Raw genomic sequence first — 13,493 nt, 5'->3', positions numbered from 1 at the left:
GACGGGGTCTGCCGCCCGGAGCGAGGACGCTCGCCGGACGGCCATCCCTTGGTAACCCGCACTCCGCCAATGCCCCAAACGTGTGATCTACGACGGAAGCTAGTACTCCGCCTCAAATCAGACACTTGAGGGCACAAGGCCCCCTGAACCCCCCATGCGGCACCCGTCTACGCACGTAGCCTCCGCACCCCGAGGGGACCCAGAACCTTACGCGCGGTATGTCCGAATTGCCCTTACGACTATTCCGCGTAGTACGTGACGTAGCTCCTGTGCCCCAAGTCACCGGCCGCGCCCCGTAGGGCACTTGGGAATGTGACCGCGGCTACTCCCTTGCCCCGCATGGCACTTGTGACCCACGTCACGATGCATGCACGGGGGTGTGACGGGGGTCTCGCCGACCACTACCGTCCAGTAACCCGCTGGTTGCCCTCAAGCCATCACCACCGATGAGCATGCCCACGACACCCGCAGCGCTTGGACGTGAGAGGACCCCCACCCATGACCAGAGGCACCTGGAAGCGCCGTATCGGCATGACCGCCGTGGCCACGGCCGCCGTCACCGCGATGGCCGTCCCGGTCGGCGCCCAGGCCGCACCGGCCAGCGGCACCTCCACCGTCGCCACGGCCAGCGTCGGTGCCGCGGCGGCGGACGTCGACTACGCCACCTGGCAGGCCGACTGCCGGGCCGTGATGAACGAGGCCCTGCCGTATCTGAAGCAGCGCATCGCCGCCACCGAGCCGGGTGAGAAGCAGGCGATCGTCCTCGACATCGACAACACCAGCCTGGAGACCGACTACGGCTTCAGCTACCCGCAGCCGGCCAACAAGCCGGTCCTCGACGTCGCCCGGTACGCCCAGGACCACGGCGTCGCGCTGTTCTTCGTCACCGCCCGGCCGGGCATCATCTCCGGCGTGACCGACTTCAACCTGAAGTACGCGGGCTACAAGGTCGCCGGTCTCCACGTGCGCGGGCTGTTCGACTTCTTCAAGACCGTCGACGCCTACAAGACGGCGCAGCGCGTCAAGATCGAGTCCAAGGGCTACACGATCATCGCGAACATCGGGAACAGCACCACCGACCTCTCCGGCGGCCACGCCGAGAAGACGTACAAGCTGCCGGACTACGACGGCCAGCTCTCGTAGGTCGCGACCCCGCGTCCGCGCGGTGACGTCGCGCAGACACGCGTAGGGGGCCGGTGCCTGTGGCACCGGCCCCCTACGGGCGTTCGGACCGCTTACGCGTCCTTGCTCAGGTTCGGTCCGGCACCGCCGGCCGCCTGCTCGATCGGCGGGACGTCGGGCAGCGCCGACTTCTCCTCACCGCGGAAGGTGAAGGTCTGGGTCTCGCCCTCGCCCTCGGTGTCCACGACCACGATGTGACCGGGACGCAGCTCGCCGAAGAGGATCTTCTCCGAGAGGGTGTCCTCGACCTCGCGCTGGATCGTGCGACGCAGCGGACGCGCGCCCAGCACCGGGTCGTAGCCCTTCTTGGAGAGCAGCTCCTTGGCGGACTGGGACAGCTCGATGCCCATGTCCCGGTCCTTGAGGCGCTCGTCCACCTTGCTGATCATCAGGTCGACAATCCGCAGGATGTCGGCCTGGGTCAGCTGCGGGAAGACCACCACGTCGTCGACGCGGTTGAGGAACTCGGGCCGGAAGTGCTGCTTCAGCTCGTCCGAGACCTTGTTCTTCATGCGCTCGTAGTTGGTCTTCGTGTCGCCCGCGGCGGCGAAGCCCAGGTTGAAGCCCTTGGAGATGTCCCGGGTGCCGAGGTTGGTCGTCATGATGATGACCGTGTTCTTGAAGTCCACGACCCGGCCCTGGGAGTCGGTCAGGCGACCGTCCTCCAGGATCTGCAGCAGCGAGTTGAAGATGTCCGGGTGGGCCTTCTCGACCTCGTCGAAGAGCACGACGGAGAACGGCTTGCGGCGGACCTTCTCGGTGAGCTGGCCGCCCTCTTCGTAGCCCACGTAGCCGGGGGGCGAACCGAAGAGCCGGGAGACCGTGTGCTTCTCGCTGAACTCCGACATGTCGAGGGAGATCAGCGCGTCCTCGTCGCCGAAGAGGAACTCGGCGAGCGCCTTGGACAGCTCGGTCTTACCGACACCGGACGGACCGGCGAAGATGAACGAGCCACCCGGACGCTTCGGGTCCTTCAGACCGGCGCGGGTACGGCGGATCGCCTTGGAGAGCGCCTTGACGGCGTCGACCTGGCCGATGACCCGCTTGTGCAGCTCGTCCTCCATGCGCAGCAGACGAGAGGACTCCTCCTCGGTCAGCTTGAAGACCGGGATGCCGGTGGCCGTGGCGAGGACCTCGGCGATCAGCTCGCCGTCGACCTCGGCGACGACGTCCATGTCGCCGGCCTTCCACTCCTTCTCCCGCTTGGCCTTGGCGGCCAGGAGCTGCTTCTCCTTGTCGCGGAGGGAGGCGGCCTTCTCGAAGTCCTGCGAGTCGATCGCGGACTCCTTGTCGCGGCGCACGCCCGCGATCTTCTCGTCGAACTCGCGGAGGTCCGGCGGCGCGGTCATCCGGCGGATGCGCATCCGGGAACCGGCCTCGTCGATCAGGTCGATCGCCTTGTCCGGCAGGAAGCGGTCCGAGATGTACCGGTCGGCCAGGGTCGCGGCCTGGACGAGGGCCTCGTCGGTGATGGAGACCCGGTGGTGGGCCTCGTACCGGTCGCGCAGGCCCTTGAGGATCTCGATGGTGTGCGGCAGCGACGGCTCGGCAACCTGGATGGGCTGGAAGCGGCGCTCGAGGGCCGCGTCCTTCTCCAGGTGCTTGCGGTACTCGTCGAGCGTGGTGGCGCCGATGGTCTGCAGCTCACCGCGGGCCAGCATCGGCTTCAGGATCGAGGCCGCGTCGATGGCGCCCTCGGCGGCACCCGCACCGACCAGCGTGTGCAGCTCGTCGATGAACAGGATGATGTCGCCGCGGGTGCGGATCTCCTTGAGGACCTTCTTCAGGCGCTCCTCGAAGTCACCGCGGTAGCGGGAGCCGGCGACCAGGGCACCGAGGTCGAGGGTGTAGAGGTGCTTGTCCTTGAGGGTCTCGGGCACCTCGCCCTTGACGATGGCCTGAGCGAGGCCCTCGACGACGGCGGTCTTGCCGACGCCGGGCTCACCGATCAGCACCGGGTTGTTCTTGGTACGGCGGGACAGCACCTGCATGACCCGCTCGATCTCCTTCTCGCGCCCGATGACCGGGTCGAGCTTGGACTCACGAGCGGCCTGGGTGAGGTTCCGGCCGAACTGGTCGAGCACCAGGGACGTCGAGGGGGTGCCCTCGGCAGGCCCGCCGGCGGTGGCGGTCTCCTTGCCCTGCTGGTAACCGGAGAGCAGCTGGATGACCTGCTGCCGCACCCGGTTGAGGTCTGCGCCCAGCTTGACGAGGACCTGGGCGGCGACGCCCTCACCCTCGCGGATCAGGCCGAGCAGGATGTGCTCCGTGCCGATGTAGTTGTGACCCAGCTGAAGGGCCTCGCGGAGCGACAGCTCCAGGACCTTCTTGGCACGGGGGGTGAAGGGGATGTGTCCGGACGGGGCCTGCTGGCCCTGGCCGATGATCTCCTCCACCTGCTGGCGGACCGCCTCGAGCGAAATCCCGAGGCTCTCAAGGGCCTTGGCGGCGACACCCTCACCCTCGTGGATCAGGCCCAGGAGGATGTGCTCGGTGCCGATGTAGTTGTGGTTGAGCATCCGGGCTTCTTCCTGAGCCAGGACGACAACCCGCCGCGCGCGGTCGGTGAACCTCTCGAACATCGTTAATCGCTCCTCAGAGCGGTCAGGCAGTGGGGGGAACTTCCCCTCCCTGTCCTTCCGCAGCTTAGTCCCGCAAGCGGGGACCGCTCATTCCAACTGCCGACACCGTCGATGGCCTCCTGACCCCGAACGCCGACATCTGCTCCAACCCGATGGTGCGAGACGATGTTCCCGCAGGCCAGGCAGTTACCCCAGTCGCCAGTACGCCGATGGCGAACGTGAGACGGCCTGTACCTGCGTGTCGCCCCCTCCCACTAGGGATGTCTTACCCGCCGGGACGGACACTCCATGCCCGGGGCCCCGGTTCCCTCCGCTACGGGCGAACAACCTTGCGCCCCGTGAGACCGCCGGACGCCCCCACTTCGCACACGGTGGGCGATCACGGCGACACCCAGCGTAACTCGGGGGCCCGCGGGACGGTTGCGCTTGGCATGGTTGGCCCCGCCCGCTCCGCCACCCCCGCACCGACGGCGCCCGTGCCCGTCGCGGGCGCCTCCGCCCCTGCCTCGGCCGCCGTCGCAACGCCGGTCGCGATCTCCCCCACGGTGCCCCTCCCTCGTCGTCCACTGGCCTCGCCCCCGTCCCCGGTCCCGGCCCGCGAGGGGGCCGACGGTCTCCGCGGCTGGTACGAGAACGAACTGGGGTGGCCCACGGTGCCCGGCGACCCGGTACTACTTTCGGTGGGCGAGCGCTTCGACGTCCTGGACGTGCCGGCCGAGGCGGGACACGCGGCGCTGCGGCACCTGGCGCCGGACTCTCCGGTGGCCCTGCGGGGCGACCGGATGCGGCTGCTGGTGGCGGCGGGCAGCGCGGATGAGCTGCCGGGGCTGCTCCGGTGGCTTGAGTGGGACGCGGTGGCGCCGGATCTCACGGCGATCGGCGCGGGCGGCGTCATCGAGGCGCCGCTGCCCGCTCCGGCGCGCGGGCCGGGGGCGGATGCGGCAGTGGGGGCCGCCGTATGGATGCGGCCCCCCGTCGGGAGACAAGCGTGCGGGGTCTCGCTGCCGACGATGTCGGCCTTGGGGGGCGTTGGGGGCGCCCCCGACCTGGTACGGCTGGTGGACTCGCTGGCGACCCACTGTCACCGCGTCCGGCTGCGGCGCGCGTGCGCTCAGCCGTTGGCCTTCTCGTACTCCTCGCGAATGGTCGCGGGAACACGGCCGCGGTCGTTGACCTCGTAACCGTTTTCCTTCGCCCACGCGCGGATCTGCGCGGTGTCCTGGCTGCCGCCGCCGGAAGCGGCGCGCGTCTTTCCACGTCCGCCCGAGGCGCGACCGCCGGTACGCCGACCGCCCTTGACATAGGGGTCGAGAAGGCCGCGCAGCTTGTCCGCATTCGCAGTCGTGAGATCGATCTCGTAGGTCTTGCCGTCCAACGCGAACGTCACGGTCTCGTCCGCCTCGCCGCCGTCGAGGTCGTCGACAAGAAGGACCTGAACCTTCTGTGCCACCGGATTTCCTTTCATCGAAAACGTGAGGACCGGGGGTCTGCGGCGTCCGCCGTTTCGCCACCCTTGTTATATGCAGTACTGCAGTACATCGGAAAGCAAACCGCTTTTGCTGGAAAAACACAAACCCCGGGGAGAGACATGGAGCCCGCTCCCCGTCTTGAAACGTGCGCGTTTCGGACATAGGGGCACCGGGCAAGGCGGCCCGCTCGGAACCCGTACGGAAAGGGACCGGGCGATCACAGATGCAGAAGCATCCGGCTGTTGCCCAAGGTGTTCGGTTTCACCCGTTCGAGACCGAGGAACTCCGCGACGCCCTCGTCATAGGAACGCAGCAGCTCCGCGTAGACATCCGTGTCGACGGGCGTCTCGCCGATCTCGACGAAGCCGTGCTTCGCGAAGAAGTCCACTTCGAAGGTCAGACAGAATACGCGGCGAACCCCCAGCCAGCGGGCGGTGTGCAGCAACTTCTCCAGCACGCGGTGCCCGACCCCGGCGCCCTTGAGGCCGGGCTTCACCGCGAGAGTGCGCACTTCCGCGAGGTCCTCCCACATCACGTGGAGGGCGCCGCAGCCGACGACCTCGGCGTTGTCGTCGCGTTCGGCGACCCAGAACTCCTGGATGTCCTCGTAAAGCGTGACCGTCGCTTTGTCCAGCAGGATGCCGCCGCGGACGTACGCGTCAAGGAGTCCGCGTACGGCGGGGACATCGCTGGTCCGGGCCCGGCGGACGGTGATGGCTTTAGCGCTGACTTCGGGGCTCTGTGCGGACATGAGCGGACGCTATCGCCCGGGAGAACCCGTCGCGGAGCCGGGGTTCTCCTCGACGCTCCCGGCTTCCGCGGGACTCGCGGGTTCGACCGCTTCCGCGGGTTCCGCGGGTTCTGGGCGTTCCCCGGCTTCTCCGGGTTCAACTGCGGTTTCTCGGGGTTCCGCGGGTTCCGGAGTTTCCGGTCCCTGGACGATCCGTACCGCATCGCGCAGAGACCGTCGCTGTTCGTCACTCATCATCCCGAAGAAGGCGACGAGTGCGGCGGCGGGGTTGTCGCTCTGCGCCCACGCGTCGTTCATGAGGGCGGCGGCGTAGGCGGGCCGGGTGGAGACGGCCTCATATCGATAGGCCCGGCCTTCCGCCTCACGGCGCACCCAGCCCTTCTGATGGAGATTGTCCAGAACGGTCATCACCGTGGTGTACGCGATGGACCGTTCCCGCTGAAGGTCTTCCAGGACTTCCCGAACGGTGACCGGGCGGTTCCACTTCCACACCCGCGTCATGACCGCGTCTTCGAGTTCTCCCAATGGGCGAGGCACAGCTCAGAACAATAGTGGGAGATGCGGTCGATGACGTGCCGGACGTGCGCTTTCATCAGCAAAAATGAACAAAAAGGGCGTACGGCGCCCGGTGTCGGTCGGGGCCGTACGCCCTTCAGGCGTGCGGGGTGGTGCGGGCCTGCGGGGCTCTGCCGTCAGGCGTCCGGGCCCGCCGCGGTCTGGCGGGCGCCCTCGGCGCGCGCGAGGGCCGCGTCGACGACCGCGTCCTCCTTGGCCTTGTTGGCGCCGCCCTGGGTCTTCACGATGACCCGGATCAGACCGATGAAGAAGACGGCCATGACGACGGGCGGCAGGAGCGCGGAGACGTAGTCCATGGCTCCAGGGTAGCCAGCGGGGAACGGGCCACCGGGGCGGGGTCCGGCGTACCGCCCGCGGGCCCCGCCCGTGCGCGTTCAGCCCGCCGCGAGGCGTTCCTGCGGGTCCGCGGGCGGCGGGGTGGGCTTGCGGCGCGGGAAGACCTCGCCGGGCGTGGGAACGGGCCGACGGGCGGGCGCGGGGTCCTGGGGCCTGACGGGCACCGGGCCGGGGGCGGCCGGTTTCCCGGCGGGCTTCTCGCGGGGCCGCTCGGCCGGTTCGTCGGCCGCGCGCGCGAGGCGGTCGGCGTCGGCGGCCCGGTCCGACCGGCCCGCCTGATCCCTCTGATCGGTCCGGTCTTCGGTCAGGACTCCGGAGCGACCGCCGGGGAGGGCCAGGAGGCGCGTACGGGACGCGGGCACGAGCGGGGCGGCCGGGACGCTGCGTCGGACCGTACGGCGGGCGAGGCGGGCGCGTACGTCCTGTTCCGCGAGGATCTGACAGCGCTCCAGGAGGACGGCCGCCGTCGGGTTGCCGCGCAGCGCGCGCAGGGCGGCGAGGTCGTCGGCCTCGGGGCGGTGACCGGCGGCCAGGACCTCCTCCAGGAGGGCCAGGTAACCGGCCGCGGTGCCGGGGAGGGCGGCGCGGTAGCGGGCGAGGTCGGCCACCAGGAAGGCCCGCAGCCGGGCGGCCTCACGCATCGCCTCGTCGAGGGACTCGGCAAGGCGATGGCAGTCCTGGACGTCCTCGGCCGAGGAGGTGCCGGGGTGGAGGGCGAGGGCGAGGGCGCGACGGAGCACACGCAGCTCCTCCGCACCGAACGCCATGCCGCCGCGAGATCCGTAGGGCGTGGGCATGCCGCGACGATACGCGCTAATCAGACAAATTCGACATACGTGACGGGTGCGGCGCGCCCGACTCCGGCCGCGATTACACCCATCGGCCCTGGTCCGGCCGGTACACCCGGTCCCGTCAGGTGGCCGCGGTCGGCCAGGGAGGGCGCAGGTCCGCCCCCGGCCGACGGGGCTCACATGCGGGACACGTTCCGTTCGTAGACGAGGCGCAGGCCGATCAGGGTGAGCCAGGGCTCGTGCTCGTCGATCACCGAGGACTCGCCCAGGACCATCGGCGCTAGGCCGCCCGTGGCGATCACGGTCACGTCGTCGGGGTCGTCGGCCAGCTCGCGTGCCATGCGCGTGACGACGCCGTCGACCTGGCCGGCGAAGCCGTAGACGACGCCGGACTGCATGGCCTCCACGGTGTTCTTCCCGATGACGCTGCGCGGGCGGGCCACCTCGATGCGGCGGAGCTGCGCGGCGCGGATGCCGAGCGCCTCGACCGAGATCTCGATCCCGGGCGCGATGACCCCGCCGACGTACTCGCCGCGCGCGCTGACCGCGTCGAAGGTGGTCGCCGTGCCGAAGTCGACGACGATCGCCGGGCCGCCGTACAGCTCGTTCGCGGCGACCGCGTTGATGATGCGGTCGGCGCCGACCTCCTTGGGGTTGTCGAAGAGGATCGGTACGCCCGTCTTGACGCCGGGCTCGACAAGTACGGCGGGGACGTCGCCGTAGTAGCGGCGGGTCACCTCGCGCAGCTCGTGCAGGACCGAGGGGACGGTCGCGCAGATGGCGATGCCGTCGATGCCGTCGCCCAGCTCCACGCCGAGCAGCGGGTGCATGCCCATCAGGCCCTGGAGGAGGACGGCCAGCTCGTCGGCGGTGCGACGGGAGTCGGTGGAGATCCGCCAGTGCTCGACGATCTCCTCACCGTCGAACAGGCCGAGCACGGTGTGCGTGTTCCCTACGTCGATCGTCAGCAGCATGGCCGGATACCGCTCCCTACTCCGCAGCTCGCAGATCCAGGCCGATGTCCAGGATCGGCGAGGAGTGGGTCAGGGCGCCGACGGCCAGGAAGTCGACGCCGGTGTCGGCGTAGGCCTTGGCGTTGTCGAGGGTGAGGCGGCCGGACGCCTCCAGGAGGGCCCGTCCGGCGACGATCGCGACGGCCTCGGCGCACTCCCCCGGCGTGAAGTTGTCCAGCAGGATCAGGTCGGCTCCGGCGTCGACCACCTCACGCAGCTGGTGCAGGGTGTCGACCTCGACCTCGATCGGGACGTCCGGGAAGGTCTCCCGCACGGCGCGGAAGGCCTGGGCGACGCCGCCCGCGGCGACCACGTGGTTGTCCTTGACGAGCGCCGCGTCGGAGAGCGACATGCGGTGGTTGACGCCGCCGCCGCAGCGGACGGCGAACTTCTCCAGCGACCGCAGTCCGGGGGTGGTCTTGCGGGTGTCGCGCACGCGCGCGCCCGTGCCGTCCAGGGCGTCCGCCCACGCGCGCGTGGCGGTCGCGATGCCCGACAGGCGGCACACCAGGTTGAGCGCGCTGCGCTCGGCGGTGAGGAGGTCGCGGGTGCGGGTGGTGACCGACAGCAGCGTCTGTCCGGCCTCGACGCGGTCGCCGTCCTCGACGTGCCGCTCGACCTCGAACTCGTCGGTGCAGACGACGGAGAGCACGGCCTCGGCGACCCGCAGGCCCGCGACGACGCCCGCCTCGCGCGCGGTGAAGTCGGCGGTGGCCACGGCCTCCTCGGAGATGGTCGCGACGGTCGTCACGTCCACACCGTGGTCCAGGTCCTCCTGGATGGCGACGTTGGCGATGTCCTCGACCTCGACGGGGTCGAGCCCGGCCTCCGTGAGGAGCGCGGCGAGCGCGGGGTCGAGCCCGCACTCCAGGTACTCCTCGTCGCCGTGCCCGGCGTCGGCACCGCACGCGCAGCCGTCACCGCAGCCGCCGCTGGGGACGAGGGGAAGGTCCTCGGAAGTGCTCACTTCTGTCACTGCTCCTGCTGGTGCGGCCGGGTCGGGGGGAAGTCTGCGGTATCGGTGGTACGCACGGCGAGCGTCCGGTCCGGATTCAGCCGTACGACGATGTGGCGGCGCCAGTCGGTGTCGTCGCGGTCGGCGCGGTCCTCGCGCCAGTGGCAGCCGCGGGTCTCCTCGCGCAGGCGGGCGGCGGCGACCAGCACGCGCGCGACGCACAGGAGGTTGGTGGCCTCCCAGGTGTCGACGCCGGGCTCGGCCGTCTTGCCGTTCTCGTCGAGGGCCTCGCGCGCGTCGCTGTGCAGCCGCTGGAGCTGGTCGGCGGCCCGGTCGAGGGAGGCGGCGGAGCGCAGCACGCCCGCGCCTGCGGTCATGATCCGCTGGATCGCGAAGCGGGCCTCGGACGCGAGCAGCGGGTGCGCGGGCCGCTCGGGGTGCGCGACCGGCGCGGGCACGCGCGCGGGCAGGGCGCCCGCCGTGTGGGCCGCGGCGATGTCGGCGGCGATGCGCTCGGCGTAGACCAGGCCCTCCAGGAGGGAGTTCGAGGCGAGGCGGTTCGCGCCGTGGACGCCGGTGCAGGCGACCTCGCCGCACGCGTAGAGGCCTGGCACGGTGGTGCGGCCGTGCGCGTCGGTGCGTACGCCGCCGGAGGCGTAGTGCGCGGCGGGGGCGACCGGGACGGGCTCGGTGACCGGGTCGATGCCGTGCGCGCGGCAGGCGGCGAGGATGGTGGGGAAGCGCTGCTCCCACATGGTGGCGCCGAAGTGGCGCGCGTCGAGGAACATGTGCTCGGCGTCGCGTTCCTGCATGCGGCGCGTGATGCCCTTGGCGACGATGTCGCGGGGCGCCAGTTCGGCCAGCTCGTGCTGTCCGACCATGAAGCGCACGCCGTCGGCGTCGACGAGGTGGGCGCCCTCGCCGCGGACCGCCTCGGAGACCAGCGGCTGCTGTCCCTCGGCGTCGGGGCCGAGGAAGAGGACCGTGGGGTGGAACTGGACGAACTCCAGGTCGGAGACCTCCGCGCCCGCGCGCAGGGCGAGCGCGACGCCGTCCCCGGTGGACACGGACGGGTTGGTGGTCGCGGAGTAGACCTGGCCCATGCCGCCGGTGGCGAGGACGACCGCGGGCGCGTGGACGGCGCCGACGCCGTCGTGCTGGCCCTCGCCCATGACGTGCAGGGAGACACCGGCCGTGCGGCCCTCGGCGTCGGTGAGGAGGTCCAGGACGAGCGCGTTCTCGACGGTGCGCAGCCCGCGGGCGCGGACCGCCTCGACCAGGGCGCGGGAGATCTCGGCGCCGGTGGCGTCGCCGCCCGCGTGCGCGATGCGGCGCCGGTGGTGACCACCCTCGCGGGTCAGTTCCAGGCGGCCCTCGGCGGACTCGTCGAAGTGGGCGCCGGTGTCGATCAGGCGGCGTACGGCGTCGGGGCCCTCGGTGACCAGGAGGCGTACGGCGTCCTCGTCGCACAGGCCGGCGCCCGCGACCAGGGTGTCGCCGAGGTGCTGCTCGGGGGTGTCGCCCTCGCCGAGGGCGGCGGCTATGCCGCCCTGCGCCCAGCGGGTGGAGCCGTCGTCCAGGCGGGCCTTGGTGACGACGACGGTGCTGAGACCGGCGGCCTCGCAGCGCAGCGCGGCGGTGAGACCGGCGACCCCGGAGCCGACGACCACGACGTCCGCGGCGACGGACCAGCCGGGGGCGGGCGCGTGCAGGCGGATGCCGGTGACGGGTGCCGCGTCGGAGCCCGCGTGCGTGCCCGTGGCCGCGTCGGCGCCCGTGGCCGCGTCGGTTGCGGTGGCCGCGTCGGTTCCCGTGGTTGTGGCCGTGCGGGGGTCTGTGCTGGTGCCTGTGCTGGTCACGAGGCGGCTCCGAAGGTCAGGGGGAGGTTGTCGATCAGCCGGGTCGTCCCGACCCGGGCGGCGACGGCGAGCACGGCCTCGCCGGTGTAGTCATCCCGGATGTCGCCGAAGTCGGACGGGTCGACCAGGGCGAGGTAGTCCAGCCTGAGCGGCGGGTCGAGGCGGGCGGCCTCGTCGAGGACCACGCGCGCGGCGGCGCGGACGGCGGCGGCCGAGCCGGGGACCGGCGCGGCGGGGCCCGCTTTGGCGACGGCGTGCGCGTCGGCCGCGGCGCGGGACTCGCCGATCGCGCTGAGCGCCTCGGCGCGCGCGTGCGAGGCGGGCACCTCGCGCGCGCGGGCGCGCAGCGCCTCCTGGGCGGCGAGCCGGTCGCGGCCCGCGAACAGGGACCGGGAGAGCGCGAGCGCGGTGCGTCGCTCGGCCGGGGAGAGGTAGCGGTTGCGGCTGGACAGGGCGAGGCCGTCGTCCTCGCGCACGGTGGGGACACCGACGATGTCCACACCGAAGTTCAGGTCGCGCGCCATGCGGCGGATCAGGGCGAGCTGCTGGGCGTCCTTCTGCCCGAACAGCGCCACGTCCGGCCGGGTGAGGTGGAGCAGTTTGGCGACGACCGTGAGCATGCCGTCGAAGTGGCCGGGGCGCGAGGCGCCCTCCAGGCGCTCCCCCATGGGGCCGGCGCTGATCCGGACCTGAGGCTCGCCGCCCGGGTAGACCTCGTCGGCGGACGGGGCGAACACGGCGTCGGCGCCCGCCTCCTCGGCGATCTTGAGGTCGGCGTCCAGGGTGCGCGGGTAGCGGTCGAGGTCCTCGCCCGCGCCGAACTGGAGCGGGTTGACGAAGACCGTGACGACGACCTCGCCGCCGGGTCCGGCGTACTCGCGCGCGGTGCGCACGAGCGTGGCGTGGCCCTCGTGCAGGGCCCCCATCGTCATCACGACGGCCCGGCGGCCCGTACGCGCGCGTGCGTGCAGCTCGGCCGCGGTACGCAGGGGGGTGAGCGTCATCGGGGGCCTCCCTCAGGGCCGTCGCTCCCGCGCGGGCCGTCGGTCCCCGCGGGGCCGGTGGCGGTGCCGTGGGCGAGCACGCCGAGGAGGTCCTCGGCGAGTTCCGGCTTGAGCAGTCCGTGGGCGAGCGCGCGGTCGGCCGTCGCGCGCGCCATCGCCAGATAGCCGTCGACGGCCAGCGGGGCGTGCCGGCGCAGCTCGGCGACGTGCGCGGCGACGGTTCCGGCGTCCCCGCGCGCGACGGGGCCGGTGAGCGCCGCGTCGCCGGAGCGCAGGGCGTTGTCGAGGGCGGCGCCGAGCAGCGGGCCGAGCATCCGGTCGGGGGCGTCGACCCCGGCCGTGCGCAGCAGTTCCATGGACTGGGCGACCAGGGTGACGAGGTGGTTGGCGCCCAGGGCGAGCGCCGCGTGGTAGAGCGGGCGGTTCTCCTCGGCGATCCACTCCGGTTCGCCGCCCATCTCGATCACCAGGGCCTCCGCGGCGAGCCGCAGCTCGTCGGGGGCGGTGACGCCGAAGGAGCAGCCCGCCAGGCGCTGGACGTCGACCGGGGTGCCGGTGAAGGTCATCGCCGGGTGCAGGGCCAGCGGCAGGGCGCCCGCGCGCAGGGCGGGGGCGAGGACCTTCGCGCCGTACCGTCCGGAGGTGTGCACCAGGAGCTGGCCGGGGCGGACGGCGCCGGTGTCGGCGAGGCCCTCCACGAGGCCGGGCAGGGCGTCGTCGGGGACCGTGAGGAGGACCAGGTCGGCGCGGCGCAGCACCTCGGCGGGGGTGACGAGCGGGACGTCCGGCAGCAGGTGCGCGGCCCGCCTCCGGGAGGCGTCGGAGACGCCGGAGACGGCGACCGGGCGGTGCCCGGCGAGCTGGAGGGACGCGGCGAGCGCCGGACCGACCCGGCCCGCGCCGACCACGCCGACGGTGAGCCGCGCGGGGCGGTCCCTGGGGTCTGGCGGTTGGACTGTACTCACGCGACGGTGG

General features: G+C 71.8%; 13 protein-coding genes. 2 read left to right on the top strand and 11 right to left on the bottom strand.

Translation table 11 applies throughout. From position 1 onward, the window contains the following. Positions 1-498 precede the first annotated feature (498 nt). Positions 499-1,143, top strand: coding sequence for an HAD family acid phosphatase (locus tag ACIQPQ_RS32925; RefSeq protein ID WP_401311290.1), 645 nt, complete (start codon positions 499-501; stop codon positions 1,141-1,143). A gap of 92 nt (positions 1,144-1,235) precedes the next feature. On the opposite strand, the gene ACIQPQ_RS32920 is transcribed toward ACIQPQ_RS32925, so the two are convergent. Beyond that, positions 1,236-3,764 carry an ATP-dependent Clp protease ATP-binding subunit gene (locus ACIQPQ_RS32920; RefSeq protein WP_401311288.1) on the bottom strand — a complete coding sequence of 843 codons (2,529 nt, stop codon included), beginning with the start codon at positions 3,762-3,764 and terminating at the stop codon, positions 1,236-1,238. A gap of 533 nt (positions 3,765-4,297) precedes the next feature. Here ACIQPQ_RS32920 and ACIQPQ_RS32915 point away from each other — a divergent pair. Further along, positions 4,298-4,945, top strand: a complete 648-nt coding sequence (locus ACIQPQ_RS32915) for an SCO3374 family protein (RefSeq protein ID WP_401311359.1) — start codon at positions 4,298-4,300, stop codon at positions 4,943-4,945. On the opposite strand, the gene ACIQPQ_RS32910 is transcribed toward ACIQPQ_RS32915, so the two are convergent. The 10 genes from ACIQPQ_RS32910 to ACIQPQ_RS32865 all read right to left on the bottom strand — a co-directional run bounded on the left by ACIQPQ_RS32910 (position 4,876) and on the right by ACIQPQ_RS32865 (position 13,483). After that, on the bottom strand, positions 4,876-5,214 hold the full coding sequence (locus ACIQPQ_RS32910; RefSeq protein WP_383772097.1) for an Lsr2 family protein: 339 nt from the start codon (positions 5,212-5,214) through the stop codon (positions 4,876-4,878). The genes ACIQPQ_RS32915 and ACIQPQ_RS32910 overlap by 70 nt on opposite strands. A gap of 236 nt (positions 5,215-5,450) precedes the next feature. After that, a complete protein-coding gene (locus ACIQPQ_RS32905; RefSeq protein WP_383772095.1) occupies positions 5,451-5,984 on the bottom strand; it encodes an amino-acid N-acetyltransferase in 534 nt (177 codons plus the stop codon). A 9-nt stretch (positions 5,985-5,993) separates the two neighbouring features. After that, complete coding sequence (locus ACIQPQ_RS32900) at positions 5,994-6,485, bottom strand: BlaI/MecI/CopY family transcriptional regulator (protein WP_401311356.1); 492 nt, start codon at positions 6,483-6,485, stop codon at positions 5,994-5,996. Positions 6,486-6,676: 191 nt separating this feature from the next. After that, positions 6,677-6,856, bottom strand: coding sequence for a hypothetical protein (locus ACIQPQ_RS32895; RefSeq protein ID WP_383772093.1), 180 nt, complete (start codon positions 6,854-6,856; stop codon positions 6,677-6,679). 78 nt (positions 6,857-6,934) lie between these two features. Continuing rightward, positions 6,935-7,663 carry a hypothetical protein gene (locus ACIQPQ_RS32890; RefSeq protein ID WP_401311354.1) on the bottom strand — a complete coding sequence of 243 codons (729 nt, stop codon included), beginning with the start codon at positions 7,661-7,663 and terminating at the stop codon, positions 6,935-6,937. Between the two features lie 200 nt (positions 7,664-7,863). Continuing rightward, entirely contained in the window at positions 7,864-8,661 is a 798-nt protein-coding gene (locus ACIQPQ_RS32885) for a type III pantothenate kinase (RefSeq protein WP_383772091.1), read from the bottom strand. Between the two features lie 16 nt (positions 8,662-8,677). After that, positions 8,678-9,676, bottom strand: coding sequence for a carboxylating nicotinate-nucleotide diphosphorylase (gene nadC / locus ACIQPQ_RS32880; RefSeq protein WP_383772089.1), 999 nt, complete (start codon positions 9,674-9,676; stop codon positions 8,678-8,680). Next, on the bottom strand, positions 9,673-11,373 hold the full coding sequence (locus ACIQPQ_RS32875; protein WP_401311352.1) for an L-aspartate oxidase: 1,701 nt from the start codon (positions 11,371-11,373) through the stop codon (positions 9,673-9,675). Before ACIQPQ_RS32875 ends, nadC begins: the two co-directional genes overlap by 4 nt. A gap of 137 nt (positions 11,374-11,510) precedes the next feature. After that, positions 11,511-12,518, bottom strand: coding sequence for a pantoate--beta-alanine ligase (gene panC / locus ACIQPQ_RS32870; protein WP_401311282.1), 1,008 nt, complete (start codon positions 12,516-12,518; stop codon positions 11,511-11,513). Beyond that, positions 12,515-13,483, bottom strand: coding sequence for a Rossmann-like and DUF2520 domain-containing protein (locus ACIQPQ_RS32865; RefSeq protein WP_383772085.1), 969 nt, complete (start codon positions 13,481-13,483; stop codon positions 12,515-12,517). The genes panC and ACIQPQ_RS32865 overlap by 4 nt, the downstream gene beginning before the upstream one ends. Between the last annotated feature and the right edge of the window lie 10 nt (positions 13,484-13,493).

Source organism: Streptomyces sp. NPDC091281 (assembly GCF_044757425.1).
Lineage (GTDB): Bacteria > Actinomycetota > Actinomycetes > Streptomycetales > Streptomycetaceae > Streptomyces.
Note: the sequence above shows the minus strand (reverse complement) of the source record. Positions and strands in the feature narration are given on the sequence as shown.

Bases quoted from the DNA above. Each gene is read 5' to 3' on its own strand.
- ACIQPQ_RS32890 (WP_401311354.1), bottom strand. From the start codon at position 7,663: ATGGCGTTCGGTGCGGAGGAGCTGCGTGTGCTCCGTCGCGCCCTCGCC.
- ACIQPQ_RS32920 (WP_401311288.1), bottom strand. From the start codon at position 3,764: ATGTTCGAGAGGTTCACCGACCGCGCGCGGCGGGTTGTCGTCCTGGCT.
- panC (WP_401311282.1), bottom strand. From the start codon at position 12,518: ATGACGCTCACCCCCCTGCGTACCGCGGCCGAGCTGCACGCACGCGCG.
- ACIQPQ_RS32905 (WP_383772095.1), bottom strand. From the start codon at position 5,984: ATGTCCGCACAGAGCCCCGAAGTCAGCGCTAAAGCCATCACCGTCCGC.
- ACIQPQ_RS32895 (WP_383772093.1), bottom strand. From the start codon at position 6,856: ATGGACTACGTCTCCGCGCTCCTGCCGCCCGTCGTCATGGCCGTCTTC.
- ACIQPQ_RS32900 (WP_401311356.1), bottom strand. From the start codon at position 6,485: ATGACGCGGGTGTGGAAGTGGAACCGCCCGGTCACCGTTCGGGAAGTC.
- ACIQPQ_RS32925 (WP_401311290.1), top strand. From the start codon at position 499: ATGACCAGAGGCACCTGGAAGCGCCGTATCGGCATGACCGCCGTGGCC.
- ACIQPQ_RS32885 (WP_383772091.1), bottom strand. From the start codon at position 8,661: ATGCTGCTGACGATCGACGTAGGGAACACGCACACCGTGCTCGGCCTG.